The sequence below is a fragment of the Pseudomonas sp. BN607 genome (assembly GCF_029871175.1).
In the GTDB taxonomy this organism is placed as follows: Bacteria; Pseudomonadota; Gammaproteobacteria; order Pseudomonadales; family Pseudomonadaceae; genus Aquipseudomonas.
Window position 1 is genome coordinate 79,943 of the sequence record NZ_SSOE01000041.1, and the last position, 19,613, is coordinate 99,555.

The 19,613-nt window shown below is 64.2% G+C and carries 17 protein-coding genes and 1 pseudogene; 14 read left to right on the plus strand and 4 right to left on the minus strand.

Annotated features, from left to right (window positions below):
• The first annotated feature begins 204 nt into the window (after nt 1-204).
• The 4 genes from E8E68_RS10790 (at nt 205) to E8E68_RS10805 (ending at nt 4,484) form a co-directional block, all read left to right on the plus strand.
• Nucleotides 205-732, plus strand: a complete 528-nt coding sequence (locus E8E68_RS10790) for a (2Fe-2S)-binding protein (RefSeq protein ID WP_266029157.1) — start codon at nt 205-207, stop codon at nt 730-732.
• Complete coding sequence (locus tag E8E68_RS10795) at nt 729-1,730, plus strand: xanthine dehydrogenase family protein subunit M (protein WP_280341228.1); 1,002 nt, start codon at nt 729-731, stop codon at nt 1,728-1,730. Before E8E68_RS10790 ends, E8E68_RS10795 begins: the two co-directional genes overlap by 4 nt.
• A complete protein-coding gene (locus E8E68_RS10800; RefSeq protein ID WP_280341230.1) occupies nt 1,727-3,925 on the plus strand; it encodes a xanthine dehydrogenase family protein molybdopterin-binding subunit in 2,199 nt (732 codons plus the stop codon). The genes E8E68_RS10795 and E8E68_RS10800 overlap by 4 nt, the downstream gene beginning before the upstream one ends.
• Before the next feature lie 235 nt (nt 3,926-4,160).
• Nucleotides 4,161-4,484 carry a KGG domain-containing protein gene (locus tag E8E68_RS10805; protein WP_110746639.1) on the plus strand — a complete coding sequence of 108 codons (324 nt, stop codon included), beginning with the start codon at nt 4,161-4,163 and terminating at the stop codon, nt 4,482-4,484.
• Between the two features lie 64 nt (nt 4,485-4,548).
• Here E8E68_RS10805 and E8E68_RS10810 read toward each other — a convergent pair whose 3' ends face one another.
• Both E8E68_RS10810 and E8E68_RS10815 read right to left on the minus strand, forming a co-directional pair.
• Nucleotides 4,549-5,898 (minus strand): cation:proton antiporter, encoded by a 1,350-nt coding sequence (locus E8E68_RS10810; RefSeq protein ID WP_110746642.1) that lies wholly within the window; start codon nt 5,896-5,898, stop codon nt 4,549-4,551.
• Between the two features lie 90 nt (nt 5,899-5,988).
• Nucleotides 5,989-6,150: a hypothetical protein gene (locus E8E68_RS10815; protein WP_266029154.1), complete on the minus strand. Its 162-nt coding sequence runs from the start codon at nt 6,148-6,150 to the stop codon at nt 5,989-5,991.
• A gap of 239 nt (nt 6,151-6,389) precedes the next feature.
• Here E8E68_RS10815 and E8E68_RS10820 point away from each other — a divergent pair.
• A pseudogene (locus E8E68_RS10820) lies at nt 6,390-6,656 on the plus strand (short-chain dehydrogenase); the annotation flags it as partial.
• Between the two features lie 259 nt (nt 6,657-6,915).
• On the opposite strand, the gene E8E68_RS10825 reads toward E8E68_RS10820, so the two are convergent.
• Together E8E68_RS10825 and E8E68_RS10830 are read right to left on the minus strand one after the other, a co-directional pair.
• A complete protein-coding gene (locus tag E8E68_RS10825) occupies nt 6,916-7,872 on the minus strand; it encodes an aliphatic sulfonate ABC transporter substrate-binding protein (RefSeq protein WP_266029153.1) in 957 nt (318 codons plus the stop codon).
• A gap of 16 nt (nt 7,873-7,888) precedes the next feature.
• On the minus strand, nt 7,889-8,854 hold the full coding sequence (locus tag E8E68_RS10830; protein WP_280341238.1) for an ABC transporter substrate-binding protein: 966 nt from the start codon (nt 8,852-8,854) through the stop codon (nt 7,889-7,891).
• A 198-nt stretch (nt 8,855-9,052) separates the two neighbouring features.
• Between E8E68_RS10830 and E8E68_RS10835 the strand changes: the two genes are divergently transcribed.
• The 9 genes from E8E68_RS10835 (at nt 9,053) to E8E68_RS10875 (ending at nt 19,583) form a co-directional block, all read left to right on the plus strand.
• A complete protein-coding gene (locus E8E68_RS10835; protein ID WP_266029151.1) occupies nt 9,053-9,943 on the plus strand; it encodes a LysR family transcriptional regulator in 891 nt (296 codons plus the stop codon).
• A gap of 168 nt (nt 9,944-10,111) precedes the next feature.
• Entirely contained in the window at nt 10,112-11,245 is a 1,134-nt protein-coding gene (locus E8E68_RS10840; protein ID WP_266029150.1) for an acyl-CoA dehydrogenase family protein, read from the plus strand.
• Nucleotides 11,242-12,186 carry a D-isomer specific 2-hydroxyacid dehydrogenase family protein gene (locus E8E68_RS10845; protein WP_280341241.1) on the plus strand — a complete coding sequence of 315 codons (945 nt, stop codon included), beginning with the start codon at nt 11,242-11,244 and terminating at the stop codon, nt 12,184-12,186. Before E8E68_RS10840 ends, E8E68_RS10845 begins: the two co-directional genes overlap by 4 nt.
• Nucleotides 12,187-12,203: 17 nt before the next feature.
• Nucleotides 12,204-12,998 carry a class II aldolase/adducin family protein gene (locus E8E68_RS10850; protein WP_266029148.1) on the plus strand — a complete coding sequence of 265 codons (795 nt, stop codon included), beginning with the start codon at nt 12,204-12,206 and terminating at the stop codon, nt 12,996-12,998.
• A 77-nt stretch (nt 12,999-13,075) separates the two neighbouring features.
• A complete protein-coding gene (locus E8E68_RS10855) occupies nt 13,076-14,695 on the plus strand; it encodes an ABC transporter substrate-binding protein (protein ID WP_280341244.1) in 1,620 nt (539 codons plus the stop codon).
• Complete coding sequence (locus E8E68_RS10860) at nt 14,692-15,642, plus strand: ABC transporter permease (RefSeq protein ID WP_266029146.1); 951 nt, start codon at nt 14,692-14,694, stop codon at nt 15,640-15,642. Before E8E68_RS10855 ends, E8E68_RS10860 begins: the two co-directional genes overlap by 4 nt.
• Before the next feature lies 1 nt (nt 15,643).
• Entirely contained in the window at nt 15,644-16,558 is a 915-nt protein-coding gene (locus E8E68_RS10865) for an ABC transporter permease (protein WP_266029145.1), read from the plus strand.
• The gene (locus tag E8E68_RS10870) at nt 16,555-18,177 is read left to right on the plus strand and encodes an ABC transporter ATP-binding protein (RefSeq protein WP_280341249.1); all 1,623 of its coding nucleotides are present in this window, start codon (nt 16,555-16,557) and stop codon (nt 18,175-18,177) included. Before E8E68_RS10865 ends, E8E68_RS10870 begins: the two co-directional genes overlap by 4 nt.
• A gap of 71 nt (nt 18,178-18,248) precedes the next feature.
• Complete coding sequence (locus E8E68_RS10875) at nt 18,249-19,583, plus strand: LLM class flavin-dependent oxidoreductase (RefSeq protein ID WP_280341252.1); 1,335 nt, start codon at nt 18,249-18,251, stop codon at nt 19,581-19,583.
• Nucleotides 19,584-19,613 lie beyond the last annotated feature (30 nt).

The window sequence follows — 19,613 nt, forward strand, 5'->3', positions numbered from 1 at the left end:
TCCTACGGAGTACATCCGTACTCCTTTGATTTTCAGTCGCTGCCTGCCCGTCCTCATAGGGCTGCGACAAGCAGGAGGTTGGCTCGGCCCTGCCTGGCAGAAGCGATGAGCACTTCGGCAAGCCGGCTGAACGTTTATTCAGCCGGCCCGGTCGCACAACAGAGACGCAGCCAACTGCGCGAACCCTGACCGTGAGGACCTTTCATGAGCGCGATCTCTCCCCATGGGGCTGAAGAGCACCCTATCTCTCTGACCCTCAATGGTCAGCCCCGAACGTTGCGGGTGCATCCCTGGATTACTTTGCTCGACCTGCTGCGTGAGCAATTGGACCTGGTCGGCACCAAGAAGGGTTGCGACCATGGCCAGTGCGGCGCCTGCACGGTGCTGCGCGACGGCAAACGCGTCAATGCCTGTTTGACCTTGGCCATAATGTGCGACGGTGCCGAGTTGGTGACCATCGAAGGGCTGGCCAGCGGCGACGTCCTGCACCCTATGCAGCGGGCCTTCATCACCCACGATGCGTTCCAGTGCGGATACTGCACGCCGGGGCAGATCTGTTCTGCAGTCGGGCTTGCTCACGAAGGGCGTGCCGACACCCGCGAGGCCATTCGCGAGCAGATGAGCGGCAACCTTTGTCGCTGCGGTGCCTACGGGAACATCGTCGCCGCGGTGGAAGACGCCTTATCGTCGATGACGGACGGGGCCCCGCAAGAACGAGGGCCGAAGCCATGACGCCCTTCAGCTACCACAAGCCTGCATCAGTCAGCGAAGCCGTGAACCTGGCTGACACCTGCTCGCACTTCATCGCCGGGGGCACCAACCTCGTCGACCTGATGAAAGAGAACGTGGTCCGTCCCCAGCGCCTGATCGACATCTCCGGCCTTGGGTTGAACGACATTCATGCCACCGCGAGTGGTGGCGTACTCATCGGAGCACTGGTGAGCAATGCCGAGCTCGCCTGGCACCCGATGATCGAGCAGCACTACCCACTGCTGTCAGACGCTATCCTGGCCGGAGCATCACCGCAGTTAAGAAACATGGCCAGTACCGGTGGCAACTTGCTGCAACGTACCCGGTGCTACTACTTCTACGACACCGGCACCCCCTGCAACAAACGTGAACCCGGCAGCGGATGCCCCGCGCGTAATGGCCTGAACCGCATCCATGCCATTCTCGGCGCCAGTGATGCCTGCGTCGCGACGCATCCGTCGGACATGTGCGTGGCGTTGGCAGCGCTCGAAGCGGTGGTGCATATAGAAGGGCCGAACGGTGCACGCCAGATACCCTTTGCGGATTTCCATCGCCTGCCCCACGACACGCCCGAGCGCGACAACCAACTGGCAGTCGCTGAACTGGTAACAAGCATCGAGCTGCCGCCCCCGATGTTCGAACGTCATTACCAATATCTGAAAATACGCGACCGCGCCTCCTACGCGTTCGCGCTGGTGTCGGTCGCTGCGGCGATGAACTTCGATGGTGAGGTGATCCAGCAGGCTCGCCTGGCGTTGGGCGGTGTTGCCCACAAGCCGTGGCGGGACCCGGCTGTGGAGCGCCTGCTGGTCGGCCAGGTGCCTTGCGAAGCACGCTTCACCCGCGCCGCGCAAACGCTGCTGCGAGGTGCACAACCCTTGAGCCACAACGGTTTCAAGGTGACGCTCGCCCAGCGTGCAATCGTGCGGGCATTGAATGGAGCGGCGCGCGGCGTCGCCCACAGGGGGGCACGACCATGACCAACAGCACACCGGTAGTCGGCACGCCCCTGGACCGCGTGGACGGGGTGGCGAAAGTCACCGGGCAGGCGCGCTATGCGGGCGAATACCCCGAGGCTGGGCTGCTCCACGGCAGCGTCGTGTCCAGCACAATCGCCCGCGGTCGGGTACTTGCCATTGATAGCACCCAGGCGATGCGCGTGCCCGGCGTAATCGCCGTGCTCGACCATGGCCATCGTCCGCATATCTCCAGCTATGACGACGACTACAGCGATGCCGACTCCGCGGAAGGGTCGCCGTTTCGGCCATTGTTCAATGATCGGGTGTTCTACAGTGGGCAACCGTTGGCGCTGGTGGTCGCCCAAACCCTGGAACTGGCCCGGTATGCAGGCTCGCTGATCAGGATCGATTATGCCGAGGAGGCTCACCAGACTGACCTGAGCGCATGTGAACAGTCGCATGCGGCTCCCGCAGAAATACCGGCGCCACGTGGCGACTTCGCCGGGCAGTTTGCCGGGGCGCCGGTGCAAGTGGATGCCACCTACCGGACGGCCAACGAGCACCACAACCCGATGGAGCCCCATGCGTCCACCGTGCACTACAAGGCCGACGGCACCTTGGAAATCCACGACAAGACCCAAGGCACGCAGAACTGCCAGGACTACCTGCACACAGTGTTCGGCCTGCCCAAGGCCAACATCCGCGTGCACGCGGCGTTCGTTGGTGGCGCCTTCGGCTCGGGCTTGCGCCCACAGTACCAGTTGCCGCTGGCAGTGATGGCGGCGTTGCACCTGCGGCGCTCGGTGCGCGTGACGCTGACGCGCCAGCAAATGTTCACCTTTGGTTACCGCCCCCGCACCGAGCAGCGCTTGCGCCTGGGTGCAGACGCAAACGGGCGCTTGCTGGCGATCGCTCACGATGCGCTTGGTCAGACATCCCGCTTCGAGGACTTCACCGAGCACCTGGTGGAGTGGAGCGGCATGCTTTACCACTGCGACAACGTCGTGCTGAGCTATCGCTTGGCCCCGCTCGATGTGTACACCCCGCTGGACATGCGGGCACCTGGCGCCGCATCCGGGATGATTGCGCTGGAATGCGCCATGGATGAGCTCGCCTGTGCCGCCCACATTGACCCGGTAGACCTGCGCCGGCGCAATTTCGCCGCTCATAATGCCAATGAGGGCAAGCCCTACTCCAGCAAGGAGCTGCTTGCGTGCTACCAGCAAGGTGCCGAACGTTTTGGTTGGCATACCCGCAATCCTCAACCGCGTAGTATGCGCAATGGCAACCAACTGGTCGGCTGGGGAATGGCGGGCGGCGTCTGGGAAGCCATGCAGATGAAGGCCAGTGCCAAGGCGCGCATCGATGCCCAGGGCCACCTGACCGTCAGTAGCGCCACCACCGATATCGGGACCGGCACCTATACCGTCATGACTCAGATCGCAGCTGACGCGGCCGGTACCAGGGTGCAGGATGTCACGTTCTTACTAGGCGACTCCTCACTCCCCACCGCACCGCTTCAGGGCGGATCGTTCACGGTGTCGTCGGTAGGCTCGGCCGTGCGCCAGGCTTGCCAGGTACTGCGCACCAAGGTGCTGGAACATGCGCGCAAAATGTACCCCCAGGTGGCCAGCACAGCCCGGCAGCAGATCGTTTTCGCGGATGGTTACTTGCACGCGGGCAGCCATCGCCTGGCCTTGGCGGACATCGTCGCCAGCGCCCCCAACGGTGAGTTCGAGGTGCAGATCGATGCCGAGCCCGGTGCCAGGCGCCAACCGTTCTCCACTGCGACGCATTCGGCGGTGTTCGTGGAAGTCCACGTCGACGAGGACCTCGGCATGGTCAAAGTCACCCGGGTGGTCAGCGCTGTGGCGGCTGGCCGGGTGGTCAACCCGAAAACCGCACGCAGCCAGATCCTGGGCGGCGTGGTATGGGGGGTAGGCATGGCGCTGCACGAAGCAGCGTTGACCGACCATCGGCTGGGCCGCATCGTCAATCACAACCTCGCGGAATACCACATCCCGGTGAATGCAGACATCGGGGACATCGAAGTGATCTTCGTTGAAGAGCACGACGACATCGTCAACGACCTGGGGTCCAAAGGCGTTGGCGAAATCGGCGTCGTGGGGGTAGCTGCCGCGGTGGCCAACGCCATCTACCATGCCACGGGCACGCGTGTGAGGGAGTTTCCGATCACGCTCGACAAACTGCTGTGATCGGTCGGGGGCCAAGCCCCCGCCCTACGGTCTGGTCTGCCGTCTTGACCGTCTGGCGTCGTCACTCCCCTTTCCTGCGGTGAGTTGGCTGGGGCTATTACGACGCAACAAATTGACCTGAAGAATCTTTCGCGCCCCTTGTCAGCTAATCCAAAAGTATTGGGAGCAAGTCCAGGCAGTGCTGCATCCGAATTAAACACAGTCTGTTCTGTGTCGATGAATGAGGTGCTAGATCATGGCTAACGATCAAGGGCAAAGCGGGCAACAAGGCGGCACCGCTCAAGACAACCCTGGCGATTTTGCGAACGAACCCGACAAGGCTTCGGAAGCTGGCCAGAAAGGCGGTCAAATGTCGGAGGGCGGATCCGGGGATCAGCGAACTGGGCACGGGAGTGGTGATAACCTTCCGGAGAACGATCAGCGTGCCGGGGGTACAACCCAACGAGGTGGTCAGGGCGGACACTCCACTGGCATCAAATCTGACCGGGAGGCAGGTACAGAAGAAGCGACGCAAGCAATCCAGGATGAAGACAGCGGAATGACGGAAGACAATCGCTGAGCGATAGCCAGGGACACGGATAGCCCTGGCTTCCTTGACCAGGAAGACAGACACGGCGTTTTCTCTACACTTTGCAGGCGCGCTCTTTCCAGGCCTCATAACGTGCGAGCAATGGTTGAACAGTCAGCCCATGCAGAAGAATGCTCAACGCCACTACCGAGAGCACCAGGTTGGTAGTCTGCGCTGCGTTCGCCGGAAGCAACCCATGGTTAAGGGCGTAAAACAAGTAGTAAAAGCTGCCGATTCCCCGGATGCCGAACCAGCCCAGCAAACCCCGCTGCCTTACATCCAGCGCCCCACGAAATGGCATGAGCATGATGCTCAGTGGCCGAATGACAAAGAACAGCGCCCCAGCAATGATCAGCGCCTGCCAGTCCCAATGCGCGAGCAGAACAACGCCGAGCAATGTCACCAGAAACACTTCCAGTGCCCGTTCGACCAGGCTGCCAAACGCGAGCATATCCCCCAGCATGATCCCAGCCGCAACCTGGGAATCATCAAGTCCCTGGACATCGCCTTTCATGGCCAATTCTGGTGCCACGTGTTGGTGCCCCACCACCGGCTGCACCAAGTGTTCCGCTGCCGGATCATTCGGGCTGGTCGAAGTCTGCACTTCGGCCTGGCGCAGGCCCAGCCCTGCGGCGAACACCGCCAGGAACCCATAAGCCTGGATCGCTTCGGCTGACACATACGCCAATGCAATCAACGCAAGGGCCAGATAATCGTTGGGCGACACGGTGCTGTCGTCATTGCGTATGCGCAAAAAGAGCGTGAACTTGCCTAAACCACGCCCCATCCAGTAGCCACCTGCCAGTCCAGCAGTCACTGCCCATAGCATATCCTTCAACAGCCACTCGCTCAGCCAGGCCTGTCCAGTGTTCTGCTGCAGGAAAAGCCCCAGCACAACGAAAGGAAAAGCCACCCCATCATTCAAGCCCGCCTCGCCGGACAAGCCGAAACGAACAGGATCATCGTCCTGGGCATCGACCACTTGCACGAGTGTTGCGAGGACGGGATCGGTAGGCGCGATGATCGCCCCGATCATTACCGATACGCCCCACCCCAGGTTCAACCCATAGTGCAACACCAAGGCTGTTCCAATGATGCACATCACCATGACCGGCCCAGCCAGGCAAAAGGCGCTCCACCACCTAGGGTTACGCATGGGCAGACGCAGCTTCAATCCGCTGAAAAACAGCGAAAACAATACTGCGACTTCAGTGAGGTGCTCCATCCACCCGCTCGACTGGGCCACATCAAGCTGCAAGAAACCCAGGCCAGAAGTCCCCAAGACTACGCCAAGACCAAGGCATACCACTGAGGACGTAACGGGTATCCACCGCAAATACGAGGAAGACAGTGCGAGCAACAACAACACTGCGCCCAACATGGCGAACCAGACGATAAAGGTCATAAATGCGCCGCCTGAAAAGTGGGCTGGGCTGAGTTTCGACGCTCCGTCGTTTCACATCATTTCGCCAGGGCGAAGTGCCAGCGTTGTGACCTACTGGACCGATTCGCCATCTTCCCCAATGTCTTCCTCAGACTCCTCGGCATCCGTGGCGTCAGCGTCGTTCAATGGCGGCGATGCGGGTTTTTCCGGGTCGTTGATGAAAGGCACGCCGCTGGGGCCATGTTCTTCGAGACCTTCCGTTTTCGGCTGCATGATTAACCTCCAGGTGATGATCAGTTGGAGGCCAGGCTCATCGCGATGTTCATTTTTGTACACGGGGCGCCAAGGTCACCACTGAATCGGTTGGCCTGAACTTTGGCACAGCCTGTGGCTTCCTCTGCATATCCCCATGGTTCATTGCGGCAGCAGGACAACTGCCGGAAGGTGGTTCCGGGGGCCGCATCAGGGGCGCTGGGCCCTGATCACGTAGAACACTCACGGGAGCTTGCACCATGATTGATCAAGCGACAGGTATGAAGCCGGGTGAACGGTATTGCGTCGAAAACCTTGAACGCGCCCATCAATTCCCGGGCTTTTTTCAGGACGGCAAATATTACCTTGGCCCAGAGCTTTTGACGGCTGTGGGATGGCTGGAAGGTGACCGGTTCATCTACGACAGTCTCGATGCTGAAGGAGCACCCGTGTTCCCTGATCGGGTGGCCGGCACCATCAACGACTTGACCTTGAATCTTGTCGACGGCACCGCCCTCCAGCTTTCACCGATGGCAGTCAGTGAGACCTTCACGGCGCCGATAGACGACCCCATTTCACCCATCAATGACCCAACTCCGCTGACTCACTCGCCCATCCGCGGGCCGCTGCGCGGCAGTGTCGAAGGCGCGTGGCGAACCGCTAAAGGTAAAACGCCTCTTCTGCTGAGCGCAGCAGTTATCGGGTTCGTTGCTGGGTTTGTCATTACCCATTCACAACGCCGGCGCCGATAACCGAACGCCTGAATAGCAGCGCTGCGTGCAAGGGCTAGTTCGGTGACGGCTCATAAAGGTTCACCGAGCTGGCATCCACCGCCTTCGGCAGCAGCCCCTCGCGGTAGAAGGCATCGGCGATGCGCTGTTGCTCAGCCAGGTTCTCCAGCTTCACCGGCTGCACGTCATAACTGCGCCGGGCGTTGGCCTGTTGCACCGTGGCGCTGTCCAGGTTGCCCCACAACGGGCCAAGAATACGCGCCGCCTGCGCCGGGTTGGCCTTGGTCCAGGCTCCCGCCTCGCGCAGGGCCAGGTACACCTGCTGCAGCACTTCGGGGTGGGCCTTGGCATAGTCGCTGCCGGCCAGGTAGTAACGCTGGTAGCTGGCCAGTTCGCTGCCATCGGCCAGAACACGCGCGTTCTGCTGGCGCTGAGCACTGGCCACGTAGGGGTCCCAGGTCACCCACGCATCGACCTTGTGGTTTTCGAACGCCGCTCGGCCGTCGGCGGGGATGAGGTAGGCCGGGCTGATGTCCTTGAAGGTCAGCCCGGCCTTGGCCAGTGCCTGGATCAACAGGTAGTGGCTGCCGGCGGCTTTGGTCACCGCCACGCGCTTGCCCTTGAGGTCGGCCAGGGTCTTGAGGGGCGAGTCCGACGGTACCAGGATCGCCTGCGCCGTGGGCGACGGGGTTTCCCGGGCAAAGTAGGTGAGTTTGGCGCCAGCGGCCTGGGTAAATACCGGCACGGTATCGGCGACGTCCGCCGACAGGTCGACATTACCCAGATTCAGGGCCTCCAGCAGCGGCAGGCCACTGGGAAACTCGTGCCAGCTGACGCGGATCCCCTCGGCCTGCAGGCGCTGTTCAAGGCTGCCACGGGCCTTGAGCAGGGTCAGTAGGGTCGAGGACTTCTGGTAGCCGATGCGCAGGGTCTGCTCGGCATTCGCCAGGTTTGGCAGCAGGGCACTGGCCAGCAGCGCCAGGCCAAGCCGACGCAGGGGTTTAATGGGCATGTGGACATCTCCTCAGTCAGGGTTGCAAGGCCAGTTTGGCGGCACCGGGAAGGGTGAAACCGCTGGCGAAGGTCGGTGCCACGTCGAGGCGGTGGGCTATCAGGCCATGGGCATGGTAGAAATCGGCGGTGTCCTGCTGTTCGGCCACCGTCTGGGGGTCGATCAGTTGCCAGCGCAGTTGGCGACGCTTGAACTGCAGGCGGGCGGCGTCTTCGGGGAAGCCGATGATCGCCGCCAAGGTTTTCGAGTAGCTGTCCACATGCTGGTTGGCCCATACCTGCGCGCCGGCCAGGCGGTTAAGGTAGTCCTGCAGGGCTGCGCGCGTGGCGGGTTGGTCCAGGGCCTTGTCGGTAGCCGCCAGGAAGCTGTTGCCGCTGGACAGGCCGCGACCGTTTACCAGCACCCGACCCTGCCCGCTCAGCTCGGCCAAGGCGGTGTAGGGCTCCCAGGTGGACCAGGCGTCGACTGCGCCATTGGCCAGGGCGATCTTAGCGTCCACAGGCCCGAGAAACCGAAATTCCACATCCTTCTCGCTCAGCCCGACCTGTTCCAGCGCCTTGAGCGCCAGATGATGGCCGATCGACCCGCGCCCGGTGGCGATGCGCTTGCCCTTGAGGTCCGCCGCGCTGTGCAGCGGTGTATCGGGGCGCACCAGCAGCGCCGTGCCATAGGGATCGGACTTGTCCACTGCGATTGCCTTGACCGGAGCCCCCGATGCCAGCACGAACAACAGCGGCGCATCGCCGATGATGCCCGCATCGATCGCTCCGGCATTGAGCGCCTCGGCGAGCGGTGCGGCGGCGGGAAACTCGGCCCAATGGATGTCGTAGGGCAAGTCGCGCAAGGCACCTGCGGCCTCCAGCTGAGCGCGCATATTGCCCTTCTGATCGCCGATGCGCAGGGTCAAGCGCTCAGTGGCGCTGGCCTGGCCAAGCAGCAACAGTGCCGCGACCAGGGTGAACAGCTTCGTGCGGACGGACATGGCGTTCCTCGATGTCTGGGCGGGCCGCGTCATGCGGCCGGGTCTGCGACTGTAGCGAGAACCGTCAAATAAATTAAATTGATTTTAGGAATAACCTAATATGCGTTTTAATATCGTCGACGCATGCAGATGGCATTACTCGCCATTGGGATTATGCTAATGCCTTATTTTCCACGTTCGACCCTGTGAGCGCCGATTATGAAAATCGATGATATGGACGCCTTCGTCGCGGTCATCCGTTGCCAGTCCACCAACCTCGCCGCCGAAGCCCTGCAGTTGACCCAGCCGGCCATCACCCGCCGGGTGCAAAATTTTGAGGAAGACCTCGGCGCTACCCTGCTTGACCGCAATACCAAGCCCCTCAAGCCCACGCCCATGGGCTTGCGGGTGTACGAACAGTGCAAGGCGATCCTGCGCGAAATCGACGCGCTGCGTGAAATGGTGGCCAACGATGGCGCTCCGTCGGGCACGCTGCGCCTGGGCGTGCCGCAAACCCTGGGCGACGTGGTGCTGCTCGATGCCCTGGCGCAGATTCGCGAGGCCTATCCGCAATTGCGCACCCAGGTCAGCAGCGGCTGGGGCAGCAGCCTGATCGCGCGCATGGAAAACGGCGAACTCGACGCCGCCGCCGCACTGTTCCCACCGGGCAAGATCTTCCCCGAAGGCATCACCAGCCAATCGATCGCGCGCATGCCGCTGAAGGTGGTGGCGGCCAAGGGCAGCGCCGCCAAGCGCAGCTACAAGCTCAAGGACTGCTATACCCGTGGCTGGGTGCTCAACCCCGATGGCTGCGGTTTCCGCGCCGGGCTGCAGCGGGCCCTGAGCGAACAAGGCCTGAGCCTGTCGATCAACTTGGAAACCTTCGGCACAGAGTTGCAACTTGGGTTGGTCGCCAATGGCCAGGGGCTGGGCCTGGTACCCGAGCCACTGCTGCAGGCAAGCCGGCATCGCGAGGCGCTGGATGTACTCAATGTCAGCGACTTCAAGCCGCAGGTGGACCTGTGGTTGTTCCATCCGCGCTTCCTGGGCAACCTCCAGGAGCCTGTGGAACTGTTTGGCGAAGTCGCCGGGCATCGGTTGCTGGGCTAGCCATGACGGGGCACCGTGCGCCCACCCATTAAATGCGTAACTCGCATAACGAGAGCATTGGTAGATTCTTAAAACAAATAATTAGCTTAGAACTAAAAAGACTTTTACAGCCTTCATCCATACGAATACGGTCTTAGCCAACACACCGTCATTCAGGGATGAAACCCCATGAGTCACCCCTCCGACAGCGCCCTCGCCGAGCTGACACTGGCCCTTGCGGCCAATGCCGAGCGCTATGACCGCAACGCCTGCTTCCCGCAGGACAACTTCGACCTGCTGCAACGCCACGGCCTGCTGGCCTTCACCGTGCCCCGCGCCCTCGGCGGCGCTGGCGCCGACCTTGCCAGTGCGCGCCGGGTAATCGGCGCGGTCGGCAAAGGCGACCCGGCCACCGCGTTGATCCTGGTCATGCAGTACCTGCAGCACTTTCGCCTGCAGGACGAACCCCGTTGGCCCGAACACCTGCGCCAACGCGTGGCTCGCGATGCCGTGAACCACGGCGCGCTGATCAACGCCCTGCGCGTCGAGCCGGAACTCGGCACCCCTGCCCGCGGCGGCCTGCCAGCCACCGTGGCGCGGCGTACAGCCGAGGGCTGGCGCCTGAGCGGGCGCAAAATCTATTCCACCGGCAGCCATGGCTTGACCTGGTACCTGGTGTGGGGCCGCAGCGACGACGCCGACCCCTTGGTCGGCGGCTTCCTGGTGCACCGCGACAGCCCTGGCATCACCATCGTGGACGACTGGGACCACCTGGGTATGCGCGCCACCTGCAGCCATGAAGTGCGTTTCGATGAGGTGCTGATCCCTCTCGATCACGCGGTCAGCGTCAGCCCTGCCAGCGCGCCAAAGGCCGAACTCGACGGCGAAAGCCTGCTATGGATGGCAGTCCTGCTGCCGGCCGTTTACGACGGCGTGGCCCGCGCGGCGCGCGACTGGCTGGCGGGCTTTCTCAAGCACCGTGCACCCTCCAACCTGGGCTCGCCGCTGGCCAGCCTGCCACGCTTCCAGGAGGTGCTGGGGCGTATCGACACCCTGCTATTCGCCAACCAGAGCCTACTCGATGCCGCCGCCAACGGACAGGTTGCGTCGCAGCATGCCGGGCAGCTCAAGCACTTGGTCAGCGCCAACGCCATCCAGGCCGTGGAACTGGCCGTCGAGGCAGCCGGCAACCCGGGGCTTTCGCGGTGCAACCCGCTGGAGCGGCATTACCGTGACGTGCTCTGCAGCCGTGTCCACACGCCGCAGGACGACGTGGTGTTTGCCCAGGTCGGCCGCGCCGCGCTGCTGGAGGCACGGGGATGAGCCACTCGATCATTGCCAGCCAACTCGACGCCCAGGCAAACCAGCACCTGCGTGATCACCTGCCAGACCATCAAGTCATCGACGTTGCCCCCGGCCCGCTGGCCCTGCAGGCCCCTGCCGATGTGTTGATCCTGCGCCCGATCAATGTGCGTGGGCAGCGCGTCGACAGCCCCCCGCCGGGCTGGCCCTGGGGCCTGAAATGGGTACAGCTGGTGTCCTCGGGCATCGACTTCTACCCCCACTGGGTATTCCAAGGCGCACAGGTCACGAGCGGCAAGGGCGCCAACGCCGAACACGTGGCCGAGTTCGCCCTGGCTTTGGTGTTCACTGCTGCAAAGCAACTGCCCGGGCTGTGGGTCAAGGATGCCGACTGGCGCCTTACCCCGCTGGCACCGCTGCGCGGCCGCACCCTGGGCATTCTCGGCTTCGGCAGTATCGGCCAGAGCCTGGCGCGCAAGGCCGTGGCCCTGGGCATGCGTGTCCTCGCCCTGAGCCGGCCCGGCCAGGCTATTGCCGACGTGCCCGGGGTGGTGTGCGCCGCCGACCTGCAGCAGCTATTCGCCGGCAGCGATCACCTGGTACTGGCCGCACCACTCACCGCTGCCACCCGCGGCCTGGTCGATCGCGAGGTGCTGGCCCATGCCCGACCTGGCCTGCACCTGATCAATATTGCCCGCGGCGGGCTGCTCGACCAGCAGGCGTTGCTGGAGGCGCTGGACAGCGGCCTGATCGGCCGCGCCAGCCTGGATGTCACCGACCCGGAGCCGTTGCCCGCCGGCCACCCGCTGTATCACCACCCGCGCGTATTTCTGTCACCGCACACCTCGGCCATTTCCGAGGACGGCTACCCGGCCTTCCTCGAAGCCTTCATCGCCAACTTCCACCGCTACCGCGAGCAGGCGCCCCTGGCCAACCTGGTCGACACCGCACGCGGCTATTGATTACCGGAGAACACACCATGAGTTCACTGTCTGCCGTCACCACCAGCGCCCATAGCGTGCGCGACCGTGTCAGCGTCGAAGAGTGGGAGGTGCGGGTAAAGCTTGCCGCAGCCTACCGCCTGGCCGCCCTGTTTCGCTGGACCGACCACATCTACACACACTTCTCGGCCCGCGTACCGGGGCCCGAGGAGCACTTCCTGATCAACGCCTTTGGCCTGCTGTTCGACGAGATCACTGCCTCCAACCTGGTCAAGGTGGATGTCGACGGCACGATCATCGACGACCCGCTGGGGCTGGGTATCAACCAGGCCGGCTACGTGATCCACAGCGCCATCCACCGCGCCCGCCCTGACCTCAAGGCCGTGCTGCATACCCACACCCGCGACGGTGCTGCGGTATCGGCCCAGCGCGGTGGACTGCTGCCGATCTCCCAGCACGCCCTGGCCTACTACAGCCGCGTGGTTTACCACGACTACGAGGGCGTGGCCCTGGACCTGGACGAGCAGCAGCGGCTGGTAACCAACCTGGCCGACAGCAACATACTCATCCTGCGCAACCACGGGCTGCTCACCGGGGGCATCAGCGTAGAGCATGCGTTCCGCGAACTGCATGGGCTGGAGCGTGCGTGCAACATCCAGGTGGCAGCCCAGGCCGGTGGCAATGACCAACTGCTGCATGCACCGCAGGCGGCCATCGCCAAGGTGCATGAGCAGTCGAAGCGGTTCTCCGATGGCAAGGGGGAAGGCATCCAGCGGCACTGGGACGCGTTGATCCGGCAGTTGGATCGTGAGGGCCGCGACTACCAGAACTGATGCACAGGCAGCTGTCGCCTGTGCTTGCCAGCGAAAAGGCCAGTACCGGCCAAACCCTTCCGACCAAGGACCACTCCATGCCCCCATTGCACCGCCTGTTTGCCATCGGCACCCTCGCCCTGGCCCTAAACGCCTGTTCACCCGGCGATGGCAGCACCACCGGCAAAACCCTCAGCGTCGCGTTCTGGGGCGATAACACCACCCTGGTCAGCGTCGACCCCTTTCAGGTCTACTGGCTGGAGCACCGGGTACTGCTACGCAACGTTGCCGAGTCGCTCACCGACCAGGACCCGGACAACGGTCGCATCATCCCGTGGCTGGCAAAAAGCTGGGAGATCAGTGCCGACGCCTTGAGCTACACCTTCCACCTGCGCCAGGACGTCACCTTCAGCAATGGCGAGCGCTTTGACGCCCACGCCGTTAAAGGCGCCTTCGACAGCAACAAAGCCTTCGCGACCCAGTTGCCCGCAACGTTTGGCGCCACCTACCTCGCCGGCTACGATCACGCTGAGGTGATCGACGACTTTACGGTGCGACTGGTGCTGTCGCGGCCCAATGCAGGCTTTCTGCAGGCCACTTCCACCACCAACCTGGCAATCCTCGCGCCCGCCTCATACCAACTGAGCGCGCAGGAACGCTCACAGGGCAAGATCATCGGTACCGGCCCGTTCATCCTCGACCACTACACCCCCGAGGTCGGCGCCCGCCTGGTCAAGCGTGCCGACTATGCCTGGCCGTCGGCCAACATGCGCAACCAGGGCCCGGCCCATGTGGATACCGTGGACATCAGCTACATCCCCGAGGAGAGCGTGCGCAACGGCCTGTTCCTGCAGGGCAAGGCCGACATCCTGTGGCCGCGCAACCCGTTCTCGGAGGTTGACCTGAAGCTGTTCCAGTCCAAGGGCGCGACCATCCAGAGCCGCTCGCTGCCAGGCCCGGCGCTGAACCTCTACCCCAATACCCGCAACGAGCGCCTGCTGGGTGACCGCCAGGTGCGCCTGGCGCTGCAGAAGGCCATCGACCGCAGCAGCTACGCGCACACGGTTTACAACGCCGAGTTCCCGGTGGTCAGCGGCGTGTACGACGTGACCACCCCGTACTTCAAGCCACAGGCCGCCAAGCTGGCCTATGACCCCAAGGGCGCCGGGCAGTTGCTCGACGCCGCCGGCTGGCACATGGGCGAGGATGGCTACCGACACAAGAACGGCCAGCGCCTGACCCTGCGCTACAACCTCACCCCCGCCGAAAGCGCCGGTGACGTGCTGGTGCAGGACCAGTTGCGCAAGGTTGGCATCGACCTCAAGCTGAATGTGCTGACCCGCGCCGAATGGGTGGCAGGCAACGCGGCAGGCAGCTACGACCTGACCTCTACCTACATGACTCGCGCCGACCCGATCATCCTGCAGACCATCCTCGATCCACGCGCGGCCAACAGCGCCACAGTCGCTACCAACACCTACGAGCCGCACACCCTGGCCAGGGCCCAGGTGCTGTTCGACAGCGGCATCACCGCCACTGCCGACCCGCAACGTACCCAAGCTTACGGCCAGTTGCAGGACCTGCTGATCGACGAAGCCTCGGCATTCCCACTGTATGAACGCGTCTGGCAGGCCGCCACCGCGCCCCGGGTCAAGGGCTTCCGCTGGACCGCCGAAGGCTTCGCCCTGTTCAGTGACATCCAGGTCGGCCAGCCATGAAGCGCTACCTGACCGGCCGCATCGGCCAAGCGTTGTTGGTGCTGTGGGGTGCCTACACCGTCACCTATTTCATTTTGTATATGCTGCCGGGCGATACCCTGGCGATCATGCTCAGCGCCTCCGGCATGGAGGCCGACGGCCTGTCTGCCGAGGACCTGGCCAAGGCCCGCATCTACTATGGGCTGGACAAAGGGCTGTTCGAGCAGTATTTCGACCTGCTGTGGCGCGCCCTGCACGGTGACCTGGGGCAGTCGCTGTCCCAGGGGCGGCCAGTCACCGCGCTGTTGGCCGAGCGGCTGCCGCAGACCCTGGCGCTGGCAGGTTCTGCCATTGTGCTGTCGTTGCTGGCGGGGGTCGGCCTGGCCTACCTGACCGCCTTCGTGCAATGGCGCCCCCTGAAGACCGCACTGGCGCGCCTGCCGTCGTTGGGCTTTTCAGTCCCGGTGTTCTGGATGGGCTTGCTGCTGATCCAGGTATTCGCCTTCGCCCTTGGCTGGCTCCCGGCCACCGGCAGCCAGGGCGTGGCCAGCCTGGTGCTGCCGGCGATCACCCTGGCGATCCCCAGTGCTGCGGTATATGCCCAAGTGCTGCAGCGGGGCTTTCAAGGCGTGTGGCAGGAGCCCTACATCACCACCGCCTTCGCCAAAGGCCTGAGCCGGGCCCAGGTGCAGGCACGCCATGGTTTGCGCAACGCGGCCTTGCCGCTGCTGACCCTGGTCGGCCTGCAGGTCGGCAACACGGTGTCCGGCGCCGTGCTGGTCGAGACCATCTTCTCGCGTAACGGCGTCGGCCGCCTGGCCCAGGAAGCTGTGCTGCGCCAGGACATCCCGGTGGTGCTGGCGATCGTTGCGGTATCAGCCACCGCCTTCGTGGTGGTCAACCTGATCGTCGACCTGCTCTACCCCTACCTCGATCCGCGCATCGCCCACACGGCCAAGGTGAGCTGAGATGACCATCGACATACCCCTGAACACGATCGACACCCCGCACACCCGCGATGGGGCACAAACAGCCACCCCCTGGAAACGTCGCACGCGCCTGCAGCGCGCTCACCAGGCCTTGATCCCGCTGCTACGCCGCCCCGGCTTCAGCGTGGCCCTGTTGATTGTACTGTTCGCCCTGTTCGCGGCACTGGCCCCACAGTTGCTCACCAGCTTCGACCCTTACGCCACCTCGCCCGCCGACAAGCTCAGCAGCCCCGGCGTGGTGCACTGGTTTGGCACCGACGAACTGGGGCGTGACCTGTATACCCGGGTGGTCTATGGCGCGCGCCTCTCGGTGCTGGCGGCACTGTTGGCGGTAACCATCGCCCTGGTTGGCGGTCTTGGGCTGGGCGTCCTGGCCGGTTTTGCCGGCGGGCGAGTCGACGCCGTGCTGATGCGCCTGATCGACGTGTTGCTGGCGCTGCCCGGCCTGCTGCTGGCCCTCGCCATCGTCACCGCCATCGGCTTTGGCACAGTCCCGGTGGCTGTCGCCGTGGGCGTCGGCATCATTCCGGGCTTTGCCCGCACCACTCGCGCCGAAGTGCTGCGAATCAAGACCCTGCCCTATGTCGAGGCCGCCCGCCTGGGCGGCGCCAGCTGGGCACGCACGCTGCTGTGCCATGTGCTGCCCAACGCCTGGGGCCCGGTGGCGGTGCTCGCCACCCTGGACTTCGGTGCGGCCATTCTGGCCACCGCCGGCCTCAGTTTTCTCGGTTTCGGCGCAGCACCGCCAGCCGCGGAATGGGGCACGTTGATCGCCAACGGCCGTCACTTCCTGATCACCGCCCCTTGGGTTTCTCTGCTACCAGGGCTGTTCGTGGTGGCGGTGGTGTTCAGCCTGAACCACCTGGCGCGCAGCGCCGAGGAGCATGCCCGATGAGCCAGCCACACTTGATCCAGGTCCGTGACCTGAGCGTCAGTTACGCCTTCGCCGGGCAACGCACCCAGGCCGTGCGCCAGTTGTCGTTCTGCCTGGCCCAGGGCGAGACCCTGGCCGTTGTCGGCGAGTCCGGCTCGGGGAAATCGACGCTGGCAAACGCCCTGCTCGGTCTGCTGCCGACCAATGCATCCATCGACCATGGCCAGCTATGGGTCGATGGCGTCGATGTGGCGCAGGCCAGTGAGGGCGACAGGCGCAAGCTGCGCGGCCGCACCATCGGCCTGGTGCCGCAGGACCCGATGGTCAGCCTCAACCCCACCCAGCGTATTGGCCGGCAGATCGCCGAGGCGCTGGAGCTGGCCCATGACGGGCGGCGTTACCCGGGCCTGGATGCCGAAGTGCTGGCGCTGCTGGCGCAGGTCGGCATCGACGCGCCTGAACTGCGCGCCCATCAATACCCTCACGAGCTGTCCGGCGGCATGCGCCAACGGGTACTGATCGCCATCGCCCTGGCCGGCGAACCTCGGCTGATCATCGCCGACGAACCCACCAGCGCACTGGACGTGACCGTGCAGCGGCGCATTCTCGACCACCTGCAACAGCTGGTGGCCGAGCGGGGTATCGCCTTGCTGATCATCACCCATGACCTGGGCATGGCCTGCGACCGTGCCGACCGCCTGCTGGTGATGAAACAGGGCGAGCTCATTGAGCATGCCTCGCCCAGACAAATCCTCTGGGGCGCACAGCAGCCCTATACGCGAGACCTGCTCAACGCAGCGCCGGCCTTCGTGCCGCGCAAACGCCTGGGAGGCCCGACGGCTGCAACGCCGCTGTTACGCCTGAGCAATGTCGGCAAGCGCTTCGCCCTGCCCGGGCAGGACGCGCACTTCACCGCACTGCACGACCTCAGCCTTGAGCTGCACGCCGGGCAGACCCTGGCCATCGTCGGCGAATCGGGCTCGGGCAAGAGCACCGCGCTGCGCATTGCCCTTGGGCTGGAAAAGCCCAGCCGGGGACGTGTGGAGTTCGCCGGTATCGACGTCAGTGCCTGCACCTGGCGACAGTTCCGGCCCCTGCGCAGGCGTATCCAACTGGTGCAGCAGAACCCCTTTGCGGCACTCGACCCGCGCTTCACCGTGTTCGACAGCATCGTCGAACCGCTGGTGTCGTTCGGCCTGCTCAAGGGCGATGCGCTGGAACGCAAGGCCTGCGAACTGATCGCCAGGGTGCACCTGCCGGTGCACTTCCTCGACCGGCTGCCGCGGGAACTGTCGGGCGGTCAGCGCCAGCGGGTGGCGATCGCCCGGGCATTGGCCCTGGAGCCGGAGGTGCTGCTGCTCGACGAGCCGGTCAGCGCGCTGGACGTGTCGGTGCAGGCACAGATTCTCGCCCTGCTGACCGACCTGCAGCGCGAACTGGGCATCGCCTACGTACTGGTCTCCCACGACCTGGCGGTGGTCGCGAGCATGGCCGACCACGTGCTGGTCCTGCAACGCGGCCAGGTGGTCGAGCAAGGGCCCGCGATCCAGGTGTTCGGCAGCCCGGCCAGCGCCTACACCCAGGCGCTGATCGAGGCGATACCCGGCCACTCCCGCAGCGTACTGCCTGTGGCGGTTTGACGGTTGTACCGTGCGGTACGTCGTGCCGCGCGGACCAGACATTGAACATTTTCTGGCAAGAGGTATTGAACGTGAGCAAACGACAGATCCATCTCGGCGCAATGATCCACGGTGTCGGTCACGGCTGGGGCGAATGGCGCCACCCCGAAGCGCTGGCCGACGCCAGCGTCAACTTCGGTTTCTACAAGCACCAGGCGCAACTGGCTGAGGCCGCGAAGTTCGACTTCGCCTTCATCGCCGACAGCCTGCACATCCACGCCCGCTCCAGCCCCCATTACCTCAACCGCTTCGAGCCGCTGACCATTCTCTCTGCGCTGGCGGCGGTCACCTCCCACATCGGCCTGGTCGCCACGGTCACGGTCAGCTACACCGAACCGTTCCAGGTTGCACGCCAGTTCGCCTCGCTGGACCTGATCAGCGGCGGCCGGGCCGGCTGGAACGTGGTCACCTCGTGGCTGTCGGGCACCGCCGACAACTTCGGCAAGGCAGAGCACCCGCCCCACGCCGTGCGCTACCGCATCGCCCGTGAGCATGTCGAGGTGGTCCAGGGGCTGTGGGATTCGTGGGAAGACGACGCCTTCACCCGCGACAAGCGCACTGGCGAGTTCTTTGACCCCGCCAAGCTGCACACCCTTGGTCACCAGGGCGAGTTTTTCAAGGTAAAGGGCCCGCTGAACATCCAGCGCTCGCCCCAAGGCCAACCGCTGATTTTCCAGGCGGGCGTGTCGGAAGATGGGCGCAACTTCGCCGCGCAGAACGCCGATGCGATCTTCGTCAACCCCGAGTCGTTCAGCGATGCCCGGGCTTATTACCAAGACCTGAAACAGCGCGCTGCGCGCCATGGCCGCGATCCGGAGCAGCTGTTCATCCTGCCGGGCATCCGCCCCATCGTCGGCCGCGACGAAGCCGAGGTCGAACGCCGCTACCAGCAGGCCGTCGAGCTGGTAAGCATCGAGGACGCCCTGGTCGCCCTTGGCCGTCCGTTCAACGACTACGACTTCAGCCAGCACGACCTGGATGCACCATTCCCGGACCTGGGCACCCTCGGTGACAACAGCCACAAGGGTACCGCCGACCTGCTCAAGCAACTGGCCCGCGAAGAGGGCCTGACCCTGCGCCAACTGGCGCTGCGCTTTTCGCGCCCTAGGCGTGACTTCACCGGCACCCCGGAGCAGGTGGCCAATGCCCTGCAGGACTGGTTCGAGGACCGCGCCGCCGACGGTTTCATCATCAATTCGCTGCTGCCCGATGGCCTGCAGTACTTCACCGAGCTGGTGGTGCCCCTGTTGCAAGCGCGCGGCCTGGTGCGCAGCGAGTACACCGGCAGCACCTTGCGCGCCAGCTTCGGCCTGAGCGTACCGACCAACCGCAACACACTGCGCCGCGAGCCGACCGCGGTCGCTTGAACCGCCCTGGACGAAAAGGAGTTCCACTGC